Annotated in this window: 17 protein-coding genes; 15 read left to right on the forward strand and 2 right to left on the reverse strand. The window is 69.2% G+C overall.

All coding sequences use genetic code 11. The features are described from left to right. Positions 1–13: 13 nt before the first annotated feature. The 12 genes from AAF604_06845 to AAF604_06900 all read left to right on the forward strand — a co-directional run bounded on the left by AAF604_06845 (position 14) and on the right by AAF604_06900 (position 16,323). The gene (locus AAF604_06845; protein MEM7049357.1) at positions 14–688 is read left to right on the forward strand and encodes a TetR/AcrR family transcriptional regulator; all 675 of its coding nucleotides are present in this window, start codon (positions 14–16) and stop codon (positions 686–688) included. Next, a complete protein-coding gene (locus AAF604_06850; protein MEM7049358.1) occupies positions 685–2,136 on the forward strand; it encodes an efflux transporter outer membrane subunit in 1,452 nt (483 codons plus the stop codon). Before AAF604_06845 ends, AAF604_06850 begins: the two co-directional genes overlap by 4 nt. Next, complete coding sequence (locus AAF604_06855; protein ID MEM7049359.1) at positions 2,133–3,302, forward strand: efflux RND transporter periplasmic adaptor subunit; 1,170 nt, start codon at positions 2,133–2,135, stop codon at positions 3,300–3,302. Before AAF604_06850 ends, AAF604_06855 begins: the two co-directional genes overlap by 4 nt. Beyond that, positions 3,299–6,511, forward strand: a complete 3,213-nt coding sequence (locus tag AAF604_06860) for an efflux RND transporter permease subunit (GenBank protein MEM7049360.1) — start codon at positions 3,299–3,301, stop codon at positions 6,509–6,511. Before AAF604_06855 ends, AAF604_06860 begins: the two co-directional genes overlap by 4 nt. A gap of 97 nt (positions 6,512–6,608) precedes the next feature. Further along, positions 6,609–7,613, forward strand: coding sequence for an L-histidine N(alpha)-methyltransferase (egtD, locus tag AAF604_06865; GenBank protein ID MEM7049361.1), 1,005 nt, complete (start codon positions 6,609–6,611; stop codon positions 7,611–7,613). Further along, complete coding sequence (gene egtB / locus AAF604_06870; GenBank protein ID MEM7049362.1) at positions 7,610–8,890, forward strand: ergothioneine biosynthesis protein EgtB; 1,281 nt, start codon at positions 7,610–7,612, stop codon at positions 8,888–8,890. Before egtD ends, egtB begins: the two co-directional genes overlap by 4 nt. A 496-nt stretch (positions 8,891–9,386) precedes the next feature. Further along, complete coding sequence (locus AAF604_06875) at positions 9,387–11,156, forward strand: hypothetical protein (GenBank protein ID MEM7049363.1); 1,770 nt, start codon at positions 9,387–9,389, stop codon at positions 11,154–11,156. 82 nt (positions 11,157–11,238) lie between these two features. Further along, positions 11,239–11,838 (forward strand): sigma-70 family RNA polymerase sigma factor, encoded by a 600-nt coding sequence (locus AAF604_06880; GenBank protein ID MEM7049364.1) that lies wholly within the window; start codon positions 11,239–11,241, stop codon positions 11,836–11,838. Beyond that, positions 11,835–12,857 carry a zf-HC2 domain-containing protein gene (locus tag AAF604_06885; protein ID MEM7049365.1) on the forward strand — a complete coding sequence of 341 codons (1,023 nt, stop codon included), beginning with the start codon at positions 11,835–11,837 and terminating at the stop codon, positions 12,855–12,857. The genes AAF604_06880 and AAF604_06885 overlap by 4 nt, the downstream gene beginning before the upstream one ends. Beyond that, positions 12,854–15,154: a CHAT domain-containing protein gene (locus AAF604_06890; protein MEM7049366.1), complete on the forward strand. Its 2,301-nt coding sequence runs from the start codon at positions 12,854–12,856 to the stop codon at positions 15,152–15,154. The genes AAF604_06885 and AAF604_06890 overlap by 4 nt, the downstream gene beginning before the upstream one ends. Positions 15,155–15,469: 315 nt before the next feature. Continuing rightward, positions 15,470–15,907 carry a hypothetical protein gene (locus AAF604_06895; GenBank protein MEM7049367.1) on the forward strand — a complete coding sequence of 146 codons (438 nt, stop codon included), beginning with the start codon at positions 15,470–15,472 and terminating at the stop codon, positions 15,905–15,907. A 14-nt stretch (positions 15,908–15,921) separates the two neighbouring features. After that, complete coding sequence (locus tag AAF604_06900; GenBank protein ID MEM7049368.1) at positions 15,922–16,323, forward strand: hypothetical protein; 402 nt, start codon at positions 15,922–15,924, stop codon at positions 16,321–16,323. A 196-nt stretch (positions 16,324–16,519) separates the two neighbouring features. On the opposite strand, the gene AAF604_06905 is transcribed toward AAF604_06900, so the two are convergent. Beyond that, a complete protein-coding gene (locus AAF604_06905; protein ID MEM7049369.1) occupies positions 16,520–16,909 on the reverse strand; it encodes a hypothetical protein in 390 nt (129 codons plus the stop codon). Between the two features lie 92 nt (positions 16,910–17,001). On the opposite strand from AAF604_06905, the gene AAF604_06910 reads away from it, so the two are divergent. Beyond that, the gene (locus tag AAF604_06910) at positions 17,002–17,913 is read left to right on the forward strand and encodes a DNA-formamidopyrimidine glycosylase family protein (protein ID MEM7049370.1); all 912 of its coding nucleotides are present in this window, start codon (positions 17,002–17,004) and stop codon (positions 17,911–17,913) included. 414 nt (positions 17,914–18,327) lie between these two features. On the opposite strand, the gene AAF604_06915 is transcribed toward AAF604_06910, so the two are convergent. Continuing rightward, complete coding sequence (locus AAF604_06915) at positions 18,328–18,657, reverse strand: hypothetical protein (protein ID MEM7049371.1); 330 nt, start codon at positions 18,655–18,657, stop codon at positions 18,328–18,330. Between the two features lie 327 nt (positions 18,658–18,984). Between AAF604_06915 and AAF604_06920 the strand changes: the two genes are divergently transcribed. Both AAF604_06920 and AAF604_06925 read left to right on the forward strand, forming a co-directional pair. Next, positions 18,985–19,470, forward strand: coding sequence for a hypothetical protein (locus AAF604_06920; protein MEM7049372.1), 486 nt, complete (start codon positions 18,985–18,987; stop codon positions 19,468–19,470). 12 nt (positions 19,471–19,482) lie between these two features. Next, positions 19,483–19,932, forward strand: a complete 450-nt coding sequence (locus AAF604_06925; GenBank protein ID MEM7049373.1) for a hypothetical protein — start codon at positions 19,483–19,485, stop codon at positions 19,930–19,932. Positions 19,933–19,934: the final 2 nt, after the last annotated feature.

The raw sequence follows: 19,934 nt of genomic DNA on the forward strand, positions 1-19,934 counted from the left end.
ATCGTTTACAACCATGAACTTGCCTTCGAATCCCACCAAGGACGTCCTCCTCGATGCCGCCGAGCGCCTGTTCGCGGCTCACGGCATCGCCCGCTCCTCGCTGCGCGCCATCACCCAGGAGGCGGGCACCAACCTGGCTTCGGTGAACTACCACTTCGGCTCCAAGGACGCCCTCATCCGGGCCGTCTTCGCGCGCCGCATTCGCCCCATCAACGGCGAGCGCCTGCGCCGCCTCGACGCCCTCGAAGCCGAGGGTACGCCGAGCGTCAGCCAGATCGCGCGCGCCTTCGTGGCGCCGATCCTGCGCATGATGCGCGATCCGGATCACACTCCCCAGGCCATCGCCCAACTGATGAGCCGAGCCTTCTCCGAACCCGGCGACGAAGTCCGAACCATCCTGGTGGCGGAGTTCCGGCCGATCCTCGAGCGCTTCACCGCGGCCTTCGCCCGCGTCCTCCCCCACCTCTCGGCGGAGGAGATCTTCTGGCGCTTTCACTTCATGGTGGGCTCGATGGTCCACACCGTCACCGCTGGACTGCTGAGAAAACACTTCGGCCCCCCCGGCAACCCGGTCGAGGTCGAAGCTCTCGACACCGACATCCTCGAACAGCGCCTCGTGGCCTTCGTGACGGCGGGCTTTTCGACCGCCGCCTGCGGAGACCCTCCCGAGGCCGGAGAACACCCTTGAACAGACCGCTCCCCGCCGCCGGTGGACTCCTCTTGGTCTTCGCCCTCGCGCTCGCCCTCGGATGCACTTCCGCACCGCCGGCGAGCACCCCCGAGCTGGCTTTCGAACCGCCCCAATCCTGGACCCGCCCGGCCCCTCCGACACCGCTCCCGGAGCCCACCTGGTGGCGCAACTTCGACGACCCGACCCTCGATGACCTGATTCGCGAAGCCCTGACCAGCAACTACGACCTCGCCGGCACCGCGGCACGGCTCGCCGCCGCCGAAGCCCGTGCACGCATCGCCGGCGCCGACCGCAAGCCGAGCGTCAGCGCCGGCTTCGATGGCTCGCGCGGCCGGCAGAACTTCATCGGCCTGCCGATTCCCGGTGCCAGCGGCGGCGTTCTCTCGAACACGTCGACCTCCCTCGGCCTCAGCCTCAGCGGCTCCTGGGAGATCGACCTGTGGGGCCGCCTGCGAGCCAACGCCGGCGCCGCCCAGGCGCAGCGCGAAGCTAGCGCGGCGGACCTGCGAGCGGCCCGCGTGTCGCTCGCCGGACTGACCGCCAAGGCCTGGTTCGCGGCCCTCGATGCGGAGGCTCAGCTGCGGTTGGCGGAAGCGGAGCTGGGCAACCGCCAGGCCACCACGGACCGCATTCGACGGCGCTATCGGCGCGGTGTGCGCAGCGCCCTCGACCTGCGCCTGGCGGCCGCCAACGAGGCCTCCGAAGCTGCCACCCTGCCGCAGCGGCGGCAGCAGGTCGAGGAGAGTCGTCGCCGCCTCGAGCTCCTCCTCGGCCGTTATCCGTCCGCCGAGGTGGCGAGCGCCGGCACCTTGCCGCCTCTGCCGGCGGCGTTGCCGGCGGGGCTGCCGGCGGACCTCCTGCAGCAACGTCCGGATCTGGCGGCCGCCGAGCGGCGCCTGGCGGCGGCTGGCTTCTCGCTGGTGGCGGCGCGCGCCGCCCTCTACCCGCAGATCCGCCTCACCGGCAGCGCCGGCCGCTCGTCGAACGAGCTCGGGGATCTGGTGGACAGTGACTTCTCGATCTGGAACCTGGCCGGAAACCTGCTGCAGCCGGTTTTCCAGGGCGGCCGCCTACGCGCCGCCGTCGAACTCTCGGAGGCCCAGCGCCAGGAGCTGCTGGCCGCCTACTCGGGTTCCATCCAACGCGCCTTCGGCGAGGTCGAATCGGCCTTGGCGGCGGAGCTCTTTCTCGACCAACAGCTCACCGCCCTCGGCGAGGCGGTGCAGGAGGCGGAAGCCGCCCGCGCCCTCGCCGAGCAACGCTACGATGCCGGACTGATCGACTATCTGACGGTGCTCGAGACCCAGCGCTCGGCCTTCCTCGCCCAACGCTTGCTGCTCACCGCCCAACGCCAACGGCTCGATGCCCGCGTCGACCTCCACCTCGCCCTCGGCGGCGATTTCGACTTACTTCCCCCGAACTCTCCGGAGACCCCGTCGAAATGAACCGACGTCTGCGTGTCCTCTTACCCCTCTTGATCCTCCTGCTCGGTGGCATCGCCGCCACCGTCATCGCCCGTTCCAAGCCGCAGGTCGAAAGAGTCGAGTCGGCGGTGCCCCCACCGCTGGTGCGGACCGCCACCGCCGAACCGCTGGCGGCCCGCCTCGACGTCTCTTCCCAGGGCACCGTCGCACCGCGCACCGAGACCGTCCTGATCGCCCAGGTCGCCGGTCGTATCGAGTGGGTCTCGCCGGCCTTCGCCGATGGCGGCTTCTTCTCCCGCGGCCAGACCCTGCTGCGCCTCGAGGCGAGCGACTACGAGCTCGCCGTCGCCCAGGCCGAGGCCGCCGTCGCCCAGGCCGCCTCGCGCCTCGAGCTCGAGACCGCCGAAGCGGAAGTAGCGCGCCAGGAATGGGAGGAGCTCGGCAGCGGCGAAGCCAACGCCCTGGTGCTCCGCCAGCCGCAGCTCGCCGAGGCGCGGGCCAACGTCGAGGCCGCCAAGGCGAGCCTGAGCAAGGCCCGCCTCGACCTCGAGCGCACCCGCATCAGCGCTCCCTTCACCGGTCGCCTGCGCAGCAAGCAGGCGGACCTCGGCCAGTTCGTCGCGCCGGGCACGCCGCTGGCCAGCGCCTTCGGTACCGACTATGCCGAAATCCGCTTGCCGGTGTCGCAGCAGGAGCTCGGATTCCTCGATCTGCCCCTCGGCGAGCCCTCCGGCGAGGCCGGCCCGGAGGTCACCCTGCGCGGCCAGTTCGGCGGCCAGATCGCCACCTGGCCGGCACGGGTGGTGCGCACCGCCGGCAGCGTCGACCAACGCAGCCGCATGCTCGACCTCATCGCGCGCGTCGACGATCCCTTCCGGCGCCGTCCCGGAGCCTCCGGACCGCCTCTCCCGATGGGCTTGTTCGTCGATGCGGAGATCGCCGGCCGCGAAGTCGAGGAGGTCTTCGTCCTGCCCCGCGGCGCCCTGCGCGAAGGCCAACAAGTACTGGTCCTGGACCAGGACCAGCGGCTGCGCTTCCGCACCGTCGAGGTGCTCCGCACCAAGGGGGAGGAGGTCTTCGTGAGCGGCGGCCTCGAGGCCGGTGAAGAGATCTGTGTCTCGCCCATCGTGGCCGTCGTCGACGGCATGGAGGTGCGCACCGACAGCACCTCCGGGGAGCCCTCATGAGACGCCTGATCCACTGGTTCGCCGCCAACGGCGTCGCCGCCAACCTGCTGATGATGCTGATCATCGCCCTCGGTTTGATGGCCGCCTGGGGCCTGCGCAAGGAAGTCTTTCCGGAGTTCTCGGCGGACCGCATCTCGGTGGTCGTGCCCTACCCCGGCGCCGCCCCGGCGGAGGTCGAGCGCGGCGTCGTGCTGCGCATCGAGGAGGCGATTCAAGATCTTCAGGACATCAAGAAGATCGAATCGACGGCGGCCGAGAACTCCGCCTCGGTGATCGCCGAGCTGGAGCGCGGTGCCGACGCCCAGAAGCTGCTCAACGAGATCAAGAGCCGGGTCGACGGCATCGACACCTTCCCGGACGAGGCCGAAGAGCCGGTCATCGAAGAGGTCATCCTGCGCCGCCAGGTGATCAACGTGGCGGTTTCCGGGGATGCCGACGAACGCACCCTCAAGACCCTCGCCGAGGGCGTCCGGGAAGAGATCCTCGCCCTTCCCGGCATCACCCAGGTGGAGGTCGCCGTCACCCGTCCGGACGAGATCTCGGTCGAGGTCTCGGAGCAGGCGCTGCGCCGCTGGGGCCTGACCTTCGACGACGTCGCCGGCGCCGTGCGACGCTCTTCCCTCGACATTCCCGGGGGCGAGATCGAGACCCGCGGCGGCGAGATCCTGCTGCGCACCGAAGGCCAGGCCTACGATGCCGACGCCTTCGCCGGTCTGCCGGTGCTGGCTCTGCCGGACGGCCGCCGGGTGCACCTCGGCGAGATCGCCACCATCGTGGACGGCTTCGCCGACACCGATGTCCAGGCGCGCTTCAACGGCCAGCCGACGGCCTTGGTCCAGGTCTTCCGGGTCGGGGAGCAAAGCGCCATCTACGTCGCCGATACGGTCAAAGACTACGTCGCCGAGGCCCAGGCCAGCCTGCCGCAAGGCATCGCCCTGACCACCTGGCAGGACGACAGCCAGGTGCTGCGCAGCCGCCTCGGCCTGCTCATCCGCAGCGGTCGCGCCGGTTTCGCGCTGGTCTTCCTGACCCTCGCCCTCTTCCTGCGCCTGAAGCTCGCCGGCTGGACCACCCTCGGCATTCCGATCTCTTTCCTCGGCGCCTTCGCCTTCATGCCGGTGGTCGACGTTTCGATCAACCTGATCTCGCTGTTCGCCTTCATCATCGTGCTCGGCATCGTGGTCGACGACGCCATCGTGGTGGGCGAGAACATCTATGCCGAGTTCGAAAAGGGCAAGGAGGGGCTGCAAGCCGCCGTCGATGGCGCCAACCGGGTGGCGATTCCCGTCACCTTCGCAATTCTCACCACCATCGCCGCCTTCGCCCCGCTGCTCAACGTCCCCGGCAGCACCGGCAAGATCATGCGGGTGATTCCGCTGATCGTGATCGCCACCCTGGTCTTCTCGCTGATCGAGTCGCTGCTCGTCCTCCCCAACCATCTCTCTCACCTCAAGCACACCGAGGAGAAACAGCCGGGTGCCCTGCGGCGCCGCTGGCAGACCATCCAGCGGGCTTTCTCGCGCCGCCTGCAATGGCTGGTCGAGAACGCCTACCGGCCGTTCCTCGAGCGCGCCATCGAGCAGCGCTATCTCACCCTGTCCACCACCCTCGCCGTGCTGATGGTGACCTTCGCGGTGGTCATCGGCGGCTGGGTGCGCTTCTCCTTCCTGCCGCCCACCGAGGCGGACAACGTGGTGGCGATCCTCGAGATGCCCCAGGGCACCCCGGCGGAGATCACCATCGCCGCCGTCGAGGATCTCGAGCGGGAAGTCTTCGCCCTGCTCGCGGAGCTCGAGGAGGAGGAGGGCGAGAAGATCTTCCAGAACGTCTCCACCACCATCGGCGCTCAGCCCTATCGCAGCGACCAGAGCCGCGGCGCCGGCGGCGTCGGCCAGGACTATTCCGGCGGCCACCTCGGCGAGGTCAACGTCGAGCTGACGCCGGCGGAAGACCGCCGCCTCACCAGCCCCGAGCTGGCTCGCCAATGGCGCGAACGAGCACCGGCGATTCCGGCGGCCGAGAGCCTGACCTTCAGCGCCGCCCTGTTCTCGGCCGGCGATGCGGTCAACGTCCAGATGTCGGGAGCCGATGGCGAACGTCTGCAAACGGTGGCCAGTCGTCTCAAGGAAGAGCTGCGCAACTATCCGGGAGTGCAGGACATCGCCGACTCCTACCGCGCCGGCAAGCAGGAGATCGAGCTCGACATCACCGCCGAAGGGGAGGCCGCCGGTCTCACCTTGAGCGACCTCGGGCGTCAGGTGCGCCAGGCCTTCTACGGCGAAGAGGCGCAGCGCCTGCAGCGCGGCCGCGAAGACGTTCGGGTGATGGTGCGCTTTCCGGCCCAGGAGCGCCGCTCCCTGGCCGATCTCGAGAGCATGTGGCTGCGCACGCCGGACGGCGGCACCATTCCCTTCACCACCGCCGCCCGCGCCTCCCTCTCCCGCGGTCCGTCATCGATCCGACGCATCGACCGCCGCCAGGTGGTCAATGTCACCGCCGACGTCGACCCGGACAAGGCCAACTCGGCCCAGATCATCGCCAGCCTCGAAGGCGAGGTGCTACCGCGATTGCTGCGCGACTATCCCGACGTGCGCTACACCTTCGAGGGTGAGCAGCAGGAGCAGCGCGACTCCTTCGGCGGCCTGATCCGCGGCTTCATCATCGCCATGTTCGCCATCTACGCCCTGCTGGCGGTGCCGTTCCGCTCCTATCTCCAGCCGCTGATCGTGATGGCGGTGATTCCCTTCGGCCTCATCGGCGCCGTCTTCGGGCACGTGCTGATGGGTATCAACCTCACCATCCTGTCCTTCTTCGGCATCGTCGCCCTCACCGGCGTGGTGGTGAACGACAGCCTGGTGATGGTCGACTGGATCAACCGCGCCCACCGCCAGGGGACTCCCCTGCGCCAGGCCATTCGGGAGGCCGGGGCGGCCCGCTTCCGACCCATCATCCTGACCTCCCTGACCACCTTCGTCGGGCTGCTTCCACTGTTGCTCGAAGAGAGCATGCAGGCCCAGTTCCTGATCCCGATGGCCACCTCGCTGGCCTTCGGCGTCCTCTTCGCCACCTTCATCACGCTGGTGCTGGTGCCGACCCTCTACCATGTCCTCGAAGATCTGGTGCGCGGCGCCCGGCCGGTGAAAGAAGAAGAGGGTGAGGAGACCCTAGCCACCGAGGGCGCCCTCGAGCCGATTCCGGCCGAAGGCTAGCCAGTCCTTGACGCTTCCTGACCGGCCGCCCCTGGCGGGGCGGCCGGAACCCTCGTAGGGTGCCTGGCGTTGCACCGAATCACCCCAGGAGATCGCGATGAGCCCGCCCAATCTCGGCCCCAGTAGCGTCGCGGTCGCCGCCTTCGAACCGGACGATCCCACCGCGGAGCTCGCCGGGGCGGTGCGCCAAGGTCTCGGCGACGAGCCCAAGTGGTTGCCATCGAAGTACTTCTACGACGCCTACGGCTCGCGCCTTTACGAGAAGATCACCGATCTGCCGGAGTACTACCCGTACCGCGCCGAGCGCGCTCTCCTCGAGCGCGAGAAGGAGGCCATCGTCGCTGCCGCCCGGCCGCAGGCCATCGTCGAGCTGGGCTCGGGCAGCGCCAGCAAGACCCGGCTGCTGCTCGACGCCGCCGTCCGGGCCGGCACTCTCGAAGGCTTCGGCGCCGTCGAGGTCAGCGAGACCGCCCTGCGGGCGTCCCTCGACGAGCTCCGGCGTCACTATCCGGACATCGACCTGCAGGGAGTTCTCGGCGATTTCAATCACTGGCCGGAGCTGCCCTTCGCCGGCCGCGACCGCCTGGTGCTGTTTCTGGGCTCGACGATCGGCAATTTCGAGGATGCGGAGATCGCCGACATCCTGGCGCGAGTCGGAGCCAGTCTCGGCCGGCGCGACACCTTCCTGGTCGGATTCGACCTGGTCAAGGATGTCGCCGTTTTGGAGGCTGCCTACAACGACTCCCAAGGCGTCACCGCGGCCTTCAATCGCAACCTCCTGCGGCGCCTCAACCGTGAGCTGGGCTGCGAGTTCCATCTCGACCGCTTTCGCCACCGGGCCTTCTACGACCGCAAGCGGCGCCGCATCGAAATGCACCTAGTGGCGACGGTCGAGCAGCGCGTCTCCCTCGGCCGCGCCGGTGGCGTCGCGCACTTCGCCGCCGGCGAGTCGATCCACACCGAGATCAGCCGCAAATTCACCGCCGACGAAGTGACCCGACTGGCCAGCGATGCCGGCCTCCATCTCGAGCGCTGGATCAGCGACCGGGAGGGCCGCTTCGGCCTCGCCTTCCTGACCCCCTCGACAGGAGCCGCCCGATGATCTCCGACCTCGCCCACAGCGCGCCCCTGACCGACCGCTTCCTCGCCGTTCGCCGGCAAACGGAAGACCTCGCCGCACCGCTGGCCACCGAGGACTACGTCGTCCAGTCGATGCCCGACGTCAGCCCCACCAAGTGGCACCTCGCCCACGTCACCTGGTTCTTCGAGACCTTCGTGCTGGTGCCCCAGGCCGTCGGCTACGAGGTCGTCGACCCGGACTACCAATTCCTTTTCAACTCCTACTACCTGGGCGCCGGCGAACGCCACTGCCGCGACCAGCGGGGCTACCTCAGCCGCCCGACGGTGGAGCAGGTCTACACCTACCGCCAGCGCGTCGACGAGGCCATGGCAGCCTTCCTCGATTCGCTCGCCGGGCGTCACGACTCAGAGGCCCAAGAGATCCACCGGGTGGTCGAGATCGGGCTGCATCACGAGCAGCAGCACCAGGAGCTCCTGCTCACCGATATCAAGCACGTCCTGTCGGTCAATCCGCTGCGACCGGCCTATGACACCTCGCCGCGGCCGGCGACCCCGGCGGGCTCGGTCGAGGCGCTGCGCTGGCTGCCCTACGAGGCCGGTCTGCGGGAGATCGGACATCGCCCGGAAGACGGCTTCAGCTTCGACAACGAGGGCCCCCGGCACCGCTACTTCCTGGAGCCCTTCGAGCTCGCCGACCGGCTGGTGACCCAGGGCGAGTTCCTCGAGTTTCTGACCGACGGCGGCTACCGGCGCGGCGACCTCTGGCTCTCGGAGGGTTGGGCCCAGGTGCAAGAAGCGGGCTGGAAGGCCCCCTTTTACTGGCAGGAGCGAGACGGCGAGTGGCAGGTCTTCACCCTCCACGGCCTGCGGCCGCTCGAGCCTTCTCTACCGCTCGCCCACATCAGCTACTTCGAAGCCGATGCCTACGCCCGCTGGGCCGGCGCCCGGCTGCCCAGCGAGTTCGAGTGGGAAGCGGCCGCCGCCACCCTGCCGAGGAGCGGCAACTTCGTCGAGTCGCGAGCCCTCCACCCCCTACCCGCCGCCGACGACGGGATCGCCGGCCCGCGGCAGATGTTCGGCGACGTCTGGGAGTGGACCGCCAGCCAATACTCGCCCTATCCCGGCTATCGCCCCCTGGACGGCACCCTCGGCGAGTACAACGGCAAGTTCATGAGCAACAAGTTCGTCTTGCGCGGTGGCTCCTGCGTCACCCCCGGCAATCACATCCGCGCCACCTATCGCAACTTCTTCCCGGCCGATACCTGCTGGCAGTTCAGCGGCCTGCGTCTAGCCCGTTAGACGGCTGCCGAACAAGTCGCGTTTGCGACTTCTTCGGCGGCCGCTGTCTGTCTCGAGAGGGGCTACGCGCCCCTCATCCGGCCCAAGAAGCGTGGTTCTTGGGCCTCCTCTCCCGTCGCGGCGGCTGCGCCGCCGCCTCGGGCTTCGCCCTCGGGTGCCGAGTGCTCGATTAGCACACGGCGGCTCTTGGAACCGACTGTCGCCGGCCCTGAGGCGACCGCCCGGGCGCACGCGCGGATCGTCGTCGCGGCCGAACAGGCTTCAGCCCATCCAGGCCGGCCCCGTCCTCGGCGGCCGCTAGCCTTGCCCTGACCTCGGCGCAGAGAAATTCGGTAACGCTCGCCGAGCTTCGCCCTCTCATCTTCCGAAACCCGAGCTCGGCCGCGCGGCCCACCCCTCTCACCGGCTCCCGAGGGGCGTGGGCCCGCGGCCGTTCCCCCGACCCGTCGCTGCCGGGAAGCGAGCCCTCCGGGGCTCCCCCGGCCGGAGGAATGAGATGGTCTCGATCATTCGTTGCGTTGCCAGCCATCCTGCGAGCAGTCCCGCCTGGGCCAGCCCGCGGGCTACCGCCGTCGCCCTGGCGCTCCTTCTCGCCGCCCCTTTCATCTCGCCCGTCCAGGCCTGTGAGCCAACGCCATCGCCGCCCGTCTGCGGCAAGACCCTGATCCTCGCCAAAGCGGCTCGCGAGGTCGTGCTGCTGCCCGCCGGCGGCACCTTCGACATCGACTCCCTGGTCTACTTCGGGATCGGCGACTTCCCGGCCGGCTCCGGCCTCTGTCCGCCGGGCCCGTACACCGTCGACATCACCTACACCGCCACCTGCACGCCCGCCGGCGACGGCGGCGGCAGCGTGGTCGCCGCGACCCTCTCCGAAGGTTTCAACGAGATCACCGTGCCGATCACCCTGCCGGCGGGACCGCCGCGCATCTGCACTCTCGCCGGTACCGCCACCGTCACCCTCGCCGACGGCATGATCCTGGAGGCCAGGTCCGGCGGCTCGGCGGTCTGCGTCGGAGATCCGGCACCGGGCAACCCGGCGGTGCCTCGCCTCGACTTCGAGCTCCTCGACCCCAGCCCGATCAGCCTGGTGCAGCCTGGCGATCAAGGGACCCATCTCTATCGCATCACCAACAACGATCCGACCGAGACCTTCACCGGCATTCTCACCGTCGACCTGCAAAACACCTCACGCCTGCCCGCCGCCAGCGGTCCGATGCCTCCGGGAACCGGTCCCTTCTCGATCTCCGATCCGGGCCTGGGCGACAACTTCCCGATCGGCTTCGAGGAACACCTCTTCCAGGGCTGCCTGCCGCAGCCGCCGGACCCGCGGGGCATGGTCATCTCGCAGGTCGATCGCAACATCCTCCTGCCGCCAGGCGCTTCCTTCGAGTTCGACCTCTTCGTGCGACCCTGGAGCATGTGCGGTCACGGCTCCTGTGCCGAAGGCAGCCTGATCGTCGATGGCGCCTTCTCGGGCCTCGATCCGGCGGTGGCCTGCGCCGGCCTGATCAACGCCGTCGACATCGCGTCGCCCCCGCAGTTCCTCTGGCCCGACGCCGGCTCGGCGCTGGCCTTCCTGCCGCCGCTCGATCCGCTCCAGGGGGTGATGACCTTCGAAGGCGTGCCGCTGCCCGGACCGCCCCTCGCCCTCGATTGGGTCATGATTCCTCCTCAGCTCGAGGTCGGCGGCGATCCCCTACCCCAGGGCACCAATGTCCAGCTGTTCTCGGACACCTTGATGCCCGGCGCCGGCCGCAACCGCGTCTTGATCGAAAACCCCGGCGGCCTGATGCCCATCGACTCGACCCTCGATGCCTTCTTCAACATGCAGTTCCCGCCCCTCCAAGGGCAGCCGCAGGTGATTTCTCAGGTGGTCGATTTCACTCCCCACGGTGGACCCACGGGTTTCGAGCAGATCGCTCCCACGGCGGGATTGCTGATCGGCCTCGAGACGCCGTCGATCGATCCCTTCTTCACCCTCAGCGCTCAGTTCTCGGGCATCGCCATCGACAACCTGGGGCAGCGCCACGACCTGCTTCTGCCACCCCCCGTGGGCCAGCCCCTCGGGGTCAACGGTCTCGACCTCCATCTGCAGGCTCTCGTTCAGTCGCCGCGCCGCAGCCTCGGAGGCGCCACCACCATCATGTCCATCGAGCTCTACACCGACCTGCGGGGCTTCGCCTCACCGCAACCGGAGAGCGGCCTCCTGTTCCGCGACAAGTTCGAAGACGGCGACACCGACCGCTGGTCGGCGACGGTGCAGTAGAGCGATGCCGGACCTGGCCGAGCTCGCGCGCCGGCGACCGGCCGTCGAAGGAAACGCCGGAGGTCGCTGCTAGCATGCCGACGTGGCCGACGAGAAGGACCTCCTGCGCCGAGTCGTGGCCCGTGAAGCGGGCGCCGAGGAAGAGTTCGTGGAGCGCTATCGCGACCTCGTCCTCGGCCTCGCCCATGGCCGCCTCGGCCTGCCGCGGGAAGCCGCCGAGGAGCTTCTCCAGGAGACCATGATGCGGCTCTGGGAGAAGGACCATCGGGCGCTGCGAGCCTGGCGTGGTCAGGGCAAGCTGTCGACCTACCTGACGGTCATCACCCTGCGCCTGGCCCGCGAGCGGGCCGTCGGCGGCATGGAACCGCGGCGGGCCGAAGGGCCGCCACCGCGGCCGCTGCCGACGCCCGGCGAATCGGTGGAAGCCCAGGAACGTTGGCAGTCGGTGCGCCGAGCCTTTGCCGGCGGAACGCCCCGCGACCGCCTGGTGCTCGCTCTGCGCTTTCTCGACGAACGCTCACCGAGCGAGATCGCCCAACTCCTCGGCACCCGTCCCGGCGCCGCCCGCAAGGCCATTCACGATGCCCTCCGCCGCCTTAGGCAGCGCTTGCGGCAGGGCCGGCCGGACCTCTTTCGCAAGCAGCCTTCGGCCTCCCCTTGGCTCAAGGGGCGTGAACCATGAACGACTCCCGACCCCCGATTCCACCGTCCTGGCCGGCGGCCTGGCGGGAGACCCCGAGCCGCGGCGACCATCTCGACGACGTCACCATGGCCGAGCTCCTCGATGGCGTCCTGGGCGACCAAGACCGCCAGCGGGCGGAGGAACATCTCGCCCACTGCCCGACCTGCCGCTCGCTGGCCAACCAGGCATCGGAGGCCCTCGCCGTCGATCCAGTGGCGACGGCGCCTGCGGGCTCGCCGTTGCGGCGGCGCTGGCTGCCCCTGGCGGCGGGCCTCGCCTTGATCGCCGTAGGCTCGGGGTGGTTCCTGCTCCAACCTGACGCCGGCCCGACGATCGCCGACAACCCAGCGCCGGCGACAGCCTTCGGCGACGCCACGGCAGCCCTCGTCGAACGCGCCCTCGCCGGTGATTGGCCGCCTCTCGCCGGCCTCGAGGATCTGCCTCCTCCGGCCGAGCCGGTGCTGCGCCAGGGCAGCGAAGGCTTGCGGCCGACGCCCTCGTCACCGCGCTGGGGCAGCGTGCGCTCGACCCGCCCGGCCTTGCGCTGGTGGCTCGGCGACCGGGCCGCCGCCACGGAGCCCGCCGCCCCGGAACCCGCCGCCACGGAGCCCGCCGAGGCGACCTTCGAGCTGCTGGTCGTCGACCAGCGAGACAACCTCCTGCTGCGTCGCACGGTGGCTGCGGCGGCGCGGCCGGACGGCGTCCTCGAAGCCGCCTGGCCCGCCGACGCTCCGGAGCTGCTGCGGGGAGCTCTCTACGCCTGGAAGGTCAACGTCACCTCTGGCGGCACCACCGCCGCCTCGGCCTTCGTGCCCTTCCGCGTCCTCAGCGACTCCGAAGTTCTCGAGCTAGCGCAGCGTCCCAGCGTCGATCCCGTCGCCGACAGCCTGCACCTGGCCACCCTCGGACTTTTCGACGAGGCCCTCGGCGGACTGCGCCAGGCGCCTGTCGACGAGGCCACCCGGGAGGCCTTGATCGCCGCCGTCACAGCGCGCAAGCGGCTTCCTCCGGCACCGTGAAGCTGACCGCCTGGCTTACCCTCGCGGCGCTCTTCGCGGTGCCGTCCCTGGTCGGGCAGAACGATCCCCTGGCCGACGCCCCGGCGCTTCTGCTACGCGACCCCGGCGCTGCCCTCGAGCTTGCCGAGGAGGTCCTCGCCGACACCGACGACGGTAGTGAGCTGGCAATTCGAGCCCGCCTGGTGATCGCCGAAGCCCAAGTCTGGCTGAGCGCGCCGCGGCTGGCCGTCGAAAACCTCGATCGGGCGATCGCCGAGGCCCAGCTCCTGGCGGCCAGGAGCTGGGAGGCGGAGGCCCGGTGGATCAAGGGCCGAGCCCTCAACCACCTGCAGAGCTACGCCGCCTCGCGCCAGTCCATCGATCACGCCGAGCAGATCTACCTCGAGCTCGGTGACGACCGTGGCCTGGCGGTCGTCGCCAGCCTGCGCAGCACGCGAGCCGCTCGCAAGGGAGAGTTCGGGCTGGCCATCGCGCTGGCCCAGGAGGCCCTCGACTCGGGCACCCTCGAGCCGCTCCACAACGCCTCCCTCAATGCTCTGTCGAGCCTCGCCTATGGTCACCATCGGAGCGGCAATCTGGCGCTGGCCCAAAAGCTCTACGACCGCCTCATCGACCGCGCCTGGCAGGCCGGCGATCAACGGCGCCTGCACTTCGCCTTCTGCAACCGTGCCGAAACCCGCTGGCTGCAGGGCGAGCGCCGGCCCGCCCTCGAAGATCTCGAGCGTGCCGTCGTCGGCTTCGAGTCCGCCCGCTCCCGCCTCCATGCGGACACCACCGAGCGAGCCCGCTTCCTCGCCGAGCAGGTTCAGGTGTACGACCGCGCCGTGCGCTATCTGATGGACACGGACCAGCCGCAGGCCGCCTTCGAATATGCCGAGCGATTCCACGGCCGCTCTTTCCTCGAGATGCTCGGCACGCGGGAGCTGGAGCTCGCCGACGCGCCGACGGCAGAAGCCACCGAGCTCGGCGATGCCATCGGCCGACTGCGGCTACAGCTCGCCCAGGACGGTCTCAGCAGCGCGGCGCGCCAGGAGCTCGAAGCCCTCGAGCAGCGCTACCGCAAGCTGCTCGAGGAACGCGCTCGGCGAAATCCCCGCCTGCACTCCCTCCTCGAGCCGCCGCGTTCCGACCTCGGCACCACCCAGCGGGCCCTGGCGCCGGGCGAGATCTTGATCTCCTACTGGGTGAGCGAGAAACGCAGCTTCGCCTGGCTGATCAGTCGGGAGAAGCTGCGCGCGGTGCACATTCCGGTCTCCGCCGACACCCTCGGCCGAAGCCTCGAGGCCTACCTGGCGCCGCTGCGCGACCCGGCCCGCGCCAGCGACCTCGCCCTGGCCGGCGACGAAGCGGCTCACCTGGCCCACGGCCGCCGGCTGTACGACTGGTTGATCGCCCCCCTGGCGCCGGAAATCGCCGCGGCGCGCCGGCTGCTGCTGGTGCCGGACGGCATCCTCCACTACTTGCCCTTCGGCTCCCTGGTGCGCTCGTGCTCACCCACCGAACCCGCCGATCCGGCGGACGAGCGCGCCATTCACCAGACCTACCGTGACTGTCGTTTTCTCGGCCTCGACAAGCCGATCGCCTACAGCGCTTCGGCGGGCATCTTCGCCCAGCTGCGGGAACGTCGCCGGCAGCCGCCGCGCGCCGCCCTCCTCGCCATGGCACCGGACACTCCCGGTGCCGACGAGCGGGTCGCCTTGGAGCGCGCGGGGCTCGCTCCGCTGCGCTTCGCCCAACGTGAGGTCGAAGCCGTCGAAGAGCTCATCGGCGGCCGCGCCGTCACCGGCCGGCAGGCCAGCGAGCAACGTCTCAAGGCGGAGATTTCGGCCTTCCGCTATGTCCACCTCGCGACCCACGGCCTGGTCGACGATCGCCACCCGATGAGCTCCGGCGTCTTGCTTCACGAAAGCGATGGCGAAGACGGCCTGCTGCAGGCCCGAGAGGTACTCGCCCTCGAGCTCTCCGCCGACCTCGTCGCCCTCTCCGCCTGCCGTACGGGGCGCGGCAGGCTCCTCCGTGGCGAGGGCATCGTCGGTCTCAGCCGGGCCTTCCTCTACGCCGGCGCCGCCTCCGTACTGGCATCCCAGTGGGATGTCGACGACCGCACCACTCCCGAGCTGATGGCCGCCTTCTATCGCCATCTCGCCGCCGGCGGCGACCGTGCCAGCGCCCTCCAACGGGCGCGCCGCGAGCTGTTCGAGCAACAGGGCACTCAGCGCACCGTCTTCCGCGAGAAGGTCATCTCCTACGCGCATCCACGGTTCTGGTCGAGCTTTATCCTGATCGGAGTCCCGTGACGCCTCGGGAGTCCCGATGGCGATGGATCAGAAGCTCTCATGAGGTTATTTTTTATCTCTCTATGATATATTTTTTCCATCGTGCAAGACGTCGAAACTTGGCAAACCTCGGCCACGGGCTTGGCCTCCACTCCCGACCCGAAGGCCACGCCCCTCATCGAGCAACCCGGCCGGGAAGCTTCCGGCGATCACCCAGGCGCGGACCACGACGGACCCTCGGAGCTGTCGTCTCGGGCCCGAACTGTCCCCTTTTTGCAGAACTTCAGCACCTCCTCAGGCAAGGGATGTCTTCAATCAACGCCTGAGGAAGCCACCGTGAGGCACCACCCTCTGCTTCTCGTCTGTGCCCTGTTGCTGTTGCCTTCTGCCGCCTCGGGCAGAGGCCACGACCTCGAGCTGAGGGTCCAGATCGACGGCGAGACCATCGACTTCAGCAATCGGTGGGGCTCCCCCTTGGTGGTGGCGAGCGGCACCGAGACTCTCTGGATCGTCCCCCACCTCGAAGCCGACGGAACCAGCCTCGACGTCCATCGCGCCGACCTGAAGGGCGAGCTTCTGCCGCTTTCGAAGGTCGAGCTGCCGCCGTGGGGCACCGTGCGTCTGCCGATGCTCGACGCCACCGTCGAGCTACTCAGCTGGACTCCCTCCACTTCCGACTTCCGCCCCCGGAACTGCTGCATCTGGTGCGGCGAGAACATCATGTGCGGCGGCTGCGTCGACCATCACGGATGCGGCACGTGCTGCGTCGAGTGACCGGGGAGACCACCATGCACCAGCCATTGCCATTCTTCTTGCGGTCCCTCGCTGCCGCCCTGTTGCTGATCTCCCTGGCGGGATCGTCCCGGGCGGTGCCGCCGGGAGACGGTGCTTGGATCGAGATCTCCTATGACTCGGAGGTGATGGGTCGGGTCTACATCACCGCCGAGCACGACGGCTCGAGCCAGTTCGAGGGCTGCAAGCCTTTCGCCCTCCATCTGGTGGCCCTCACCCGCGACGGCGCCACCATCGAGATTCGCCGACTCGGCGATGCCCGCGAGACGGTCTACCAGGTGCGAGCCGGCGAGCTGCTGCAGACGGTCGAGTTACGCCAGGGCGAAAAGGCCCGCCCCACCGACCACAATCCGGCCCTCGCCCTGCGCCTGGTGCGCGCGATCCCGGCCAACGGCTAGCAGGCGCCCCCCTCAGGCCTACGCGGCCCGGCTTCGCGCATGTCGCGCGCCTTCACCCAGTCCAGGGCGGCCCCAATCCAGGGCGGCACCGTCCAGGGCGGCCCCGTCCTCGGCGCCGAAGGCGCCGCCTCGCCCGCTGGGCTCGGGGTCCCACGCGGGCCGGAAGTCCTCGAACCTGAGCTTTTTCAGCAACCTGCTAGGCGGCGAGCCAGGTCAAGGCTGCGACAACCCAGCAGAAGATCCACTGCCCGAGGGCGAGGAAACGCCGCGGCACTCCTCGGCCCGCCACGGCGGCCGTGACCAGCCACACCGAACCGACCCCCAAGAAATAGAGGGCCAAAAGGGAGAAAATCGCCGATTCAGCGGCGAACAGGTCCGTCATGCCGAGGCCCAAGAGCACCGCTCCAGCCGCCAAGAGGTCGAAGGAAACCCAGTGCCACCCGCAAACCGTCTGGGTCCACACCAGACGAGCCTTGCCCTGGTCCGCGGCCGGCGTGAGCAGGGCGAGCTCGCGACCGCCGACGATGGCGTGAGCCAGAAAAGCGAGAATGACCAGCACACCAGCTCCAAGAGCGAATCCGTTCATGTCGCAGCTCCTCCGTTTTCGGGACGAAGCTCGACCCTACAACGGATTCCGCACCGGCCCTCGAGGCTCCACCCTCTCGATAGAGTGAAGCCATGCCCGAGCTCCCGGATGTCGAGGTCTACCTTGCGGCCCTGCGGCCGCGCGTCGTCGGACAGCCCCTCGCCGGCGTCCGCCTGGGGAGCCCCTTCGTGCTGCGCTCGGTGTCGCCACCCCTCGGCGAGGCGGCCGGGCGAACGGTCGTCGCCGTACGACGGCTGGGGAAGCGGGTGGTGTTGGTTCTCGAAGGCGAGCTCTTCCTGGTGATCCACCTGATGATCGCCGGCCGACTGCAGTGGAAACCACCCCGGGCCACCATCCCGCGGCGCCTCGGGCTGGCCGCCTTCGACTTTCAGGCCGGCACGCTGCTGCTGACAGAGGCGGGGTCGAAGAAGCGCGCCTCCCTCCATCTGGTGGCCGGGGAGGATGCCCTCGCCGAGCATGATCCCGGCGGTCTCGAGGTCCTGGCCGAGCCGGACGACCGGCTCATCGAGGTCTTCCAGGCGGTCAACCACACGCTCAAGCGGGCCCTCACCGATCCCCACATCTTCTCCGGCATCGGCAATGCCTACTCGGACGAGATCCTCCATCGGGCGCGACTCTCGCCGTTCAAGCAGACGCGCCACCTCGCTCCGGCGGAGGCTGAGCGGCTGATCACCGCCTGTCGCCAGGTGTTGACCGAGTGGCGCGACCGGCTGCTCTCCCAGACCGGCGACGACTTCCCGACCAAGGTCACCGCCTTTCGCCCCGAGATGGCGGTGCACGGTCGTCACCGTCAGCCTTGCCCGGTCTGCGACGCCCCGGTTCAGCGCATCGTCTACGCCGAGACCGAGTGCAACTACTGCCCCGGTTGCCAAACGGACGGCCGCATCCTGGCCGATCGGGTGCTGTCGAAGCTGCTCAAGGACGACTGGCCGAAGACCCTCGACGAGCTCGAAACGCACCGCGGCCTGGGCCGCTCCTCTTAGCAGGTTGCTGAAAACTCATCGGCAACCTGCGACCGGGCCCGAGCGGGCTGGGCGCCCCCGGCCCGGCGGCGGCTCAGCCGCCGCGACGGGAGAGGAGGCCCAAGAACCAAGGTTCTTGGGCCGGAGCGGGACGCGCAGTCAGGGGCGCGCAGCCCGGGACGCGCAGTCAGGGGCGTGTAGCCCCTCTCGGAAAAAACAGCTAGCAGCGCTGGAAAAGTTCAGTTTCGAGGACTTCCGGCCCGCGTGGGACCCCGAGCCCAGCGGGCGAGGCGGCGCCGAAGGCGCCGAGGACGGGGGTGAAGGCGCGCGACATGCGCGTAGCCGGGCCGCGTGCGCCTGAGGGGGGCGCCTTTAGCCCCCCTGAAAAAAACAGCAGGCGCTGAGAAGCCGCGAAGCGGCTTTTCCAGCAGCCTGCTAGCCGCCCCGGTTCTCCCCCACCACGGCGGGATTCTCGACCGCCTCGATCACCAGCGTGTCGTTGGTGTTGAGGGTGTCGTCCCAGGCGCTGCCGCGCACCGTCACCAGACGCCCCTGATTGGCGGTCGAGCCGGCATTGCGCCAGGCCAAGGAGACACCGTTGAGGAACGGGTTCTCCGCATCACCATACTCGATGCGCTTTTCCGCCTGCGCCAGCACATCGATGAACAGGGTCGGGCCAGAGTTTCGCGGATCTTCCCCCTGCCGGGTGAAGACGGTCACCGCCAGGTCGAGATCGGTTCGGTTGACAAAGGTCTTGTGGGCCACGCTGTCCTCCCAGGGTCGCGATGCGCGAGTCGAGCTCGCGCCGGTTCACCCTGTCGTGGTTCGGCCGGCCCCAGGCATTTCAGCGGCTCCCCCAGCCGGACGGTGATCGGTTCTCGCGGCGGCTCGCGCGTAAACCAGTAGATCCACGAATGATCGAATCCCTCGCCCGTCGGCGAGGGCTCCCGCGTCGCCCCGGGCAGCGCCATTGGGAGAGGTCTGTCCGGAGAGACGCGTTCCCGGGCGCTGCGGCGCCCCGAGCGGTGCGCGACGAGCCCCAGCGGTCGCCGCGCCACGACCATCGGCCAGCAGGCCGAGAAAGGAAAAGCGATGAACAAAGGACTCAGCCGTCACCTCGTCGGGATCGGAATCCTGGCCTTGCTGCTCGCGCTGGCGATCCCGGCGATCGCCGAGAACGCCCGCGAAGAGTGCGAAGCTCGCGCTGTCGATAGCACCTCGGCGGAAGCCACCGCCGTCCTCGGACTGGGAATCTTCCAGGCGCTGGCCGCACCGACGGTCCAGGAATCCCGCCGCAACGGCCGCACCGTCAAGGAGTCGAGCCAGCCTTTCGTGGTGCGCGACAAAGACGGCTGGGCCGTCGGCACCGGCACTCTGACCTGTGAGGCCACCTGTACCGGCGGTTGTGGCGTCACCGGCTGCGACCCGGACGATGGCAACTGCACCGCCTGCTCCTGCATCGACAACTGGGACTGCAGCGCCTGCACCTGCAAGAAGACCACCACCGCCCAGACCCTGCCGCGCGGGCCGGTGAGTCCCGGCCCGATCTCCCCCGGCCCGATCAGCCCGCGCTTCTAGGGAAGGATCGCCATGAGAAAGATCTGGACTTGCCTCATCGTCCTCATCCTGTTGGCCTCGGGTAGTGCCTACGCGGCCGAAAAATGCGAATCCCGAGCCTACGACGACACCGCCATCGGCCTGGCCGAGATGCTGGCGCGCTACGACGTCGCTCCGACCGCCCAACCCATGGTGCGCTACAGCAACGCTTCCGGAACCATCGCCAAGGAGTCCAGCCAGCCCTTCGTCATCCGCGACAAGGATGGCTGGGCGATCGGCGGCGGCACCCTGTCCTGCACCGGAAAGTGCACCGGTTCGTGGTGCGGCGTCACCGGCTGCGACCCTGAGAACGGCGGCTGCTCGGGCTGCTCCTGCACCGGCAACTGCAGCTCGACCTGCACCTGCACCAAGAAGGTCACCGTCGAGATGGCGCCGGCTCCGGGGCCGGTGACCCCCGACATTCCGCGCTCACCGCGTTTCTAGAG

The sequence above is a fragment of the Acidobacteriota bacterium genome (assembly GCA_039028635.1).
Classification (GTDB): Bacteria; Acidobacteriota; Thermoanaerobaculia; order Multivoradales; family JBCCEF01; genus JBCCEF01.

What these genes read in the sequence shown, in the direction of transcription:
- egtB (MEM7049362.1), top strand. Translation starts at nt 7,610, where the DNA reads ATGATCTCCGACCTCGCCCACAGCGCGCCCCTGACCGACCGCTTCCTC.
- AAF604_06900 (MEM7049368.1), top strand. Translation starts at nt 15,922, where the DNA reads ATGCACCAGCCATTGCCATTCTTCTTGCGGTCCCTCGCTGCCGCCCTG.
- AAF604_06875 (MEM7049363.1), top strand. Translation starts at nt 9,387, where the DNA reads ATGGTCTCGATCATTCGTTGCGTTGCCAGCCATCCTGCGAGCAGTCCC.
- AAF604_06925 (MEM7049373.1), top strand. Translation starts at nt 19,483, where the DNA reads ATGAGAAAGATCTGGACTTGCCTCATCGTCCTCATCCTGTTGGCCTCG.
- AAF604_06920 (MEM7049372.1), top strand. Translation starts at nt 18,985, where the DNA reads ATGAACAAAGGACTCAGCCGTCACCTCGTCGGGATCGGAATCCTGGCC.
- AAF604_06845 (MEM7049357.1), top strand. Translation starts at nt 14, where the DNA reads ATGAACTTGCCTTCGAATCCCACCAAGGACGTCCTCCTCGATGCCGCC.
- AAF604_06905 (MEM7049369.1), bottom strand. Translation starts at nt 16,909, where the DNA reads ATGAACGGATTCGCTCTTGGAGCTGGTGTGCTGGTCATTCTCGCTTTT.
- egtD (MEM7049361.1), top strand. Translation starts at nt 6,609, where the DNA reads ATGAGCCCGCCCAATCTCGGCCCCAGTAGCGTCGCGGTCGCCGCCTTC.
- AAF604_06860 (MEM7049360.1), top strand. Translation starts at nt 3,299, where the DNA reads ATGAGACGCCTGATCCACTGGTTCGCCGCCAACGGCGTCGCCGCCAAC.
- AAF604_06885 (MEM7049365.1), top strand. Translation starts at nt 11,835, where the DNA reads ATGAACGACTCCCGACCCCCGATTCCACCGTCCTGGCCGGCGGCCTGG.
- AAF604_06910 (MEM7049370.1), top strand. Translation starts at nt 17,002, where the DNA reads ATGCCCGAGCTCCCGGATGTCGAGGTCTACCTTGCGGCCCTGCGGCCG.
- AAF604_06855 (MEM7049359.1), top strand. Translation starts at nt 2,133, where the DNA reads ATGAACCGACGTCTGCGTGTCCTCTTACCCCTCTTGATCCTCCTGCTC.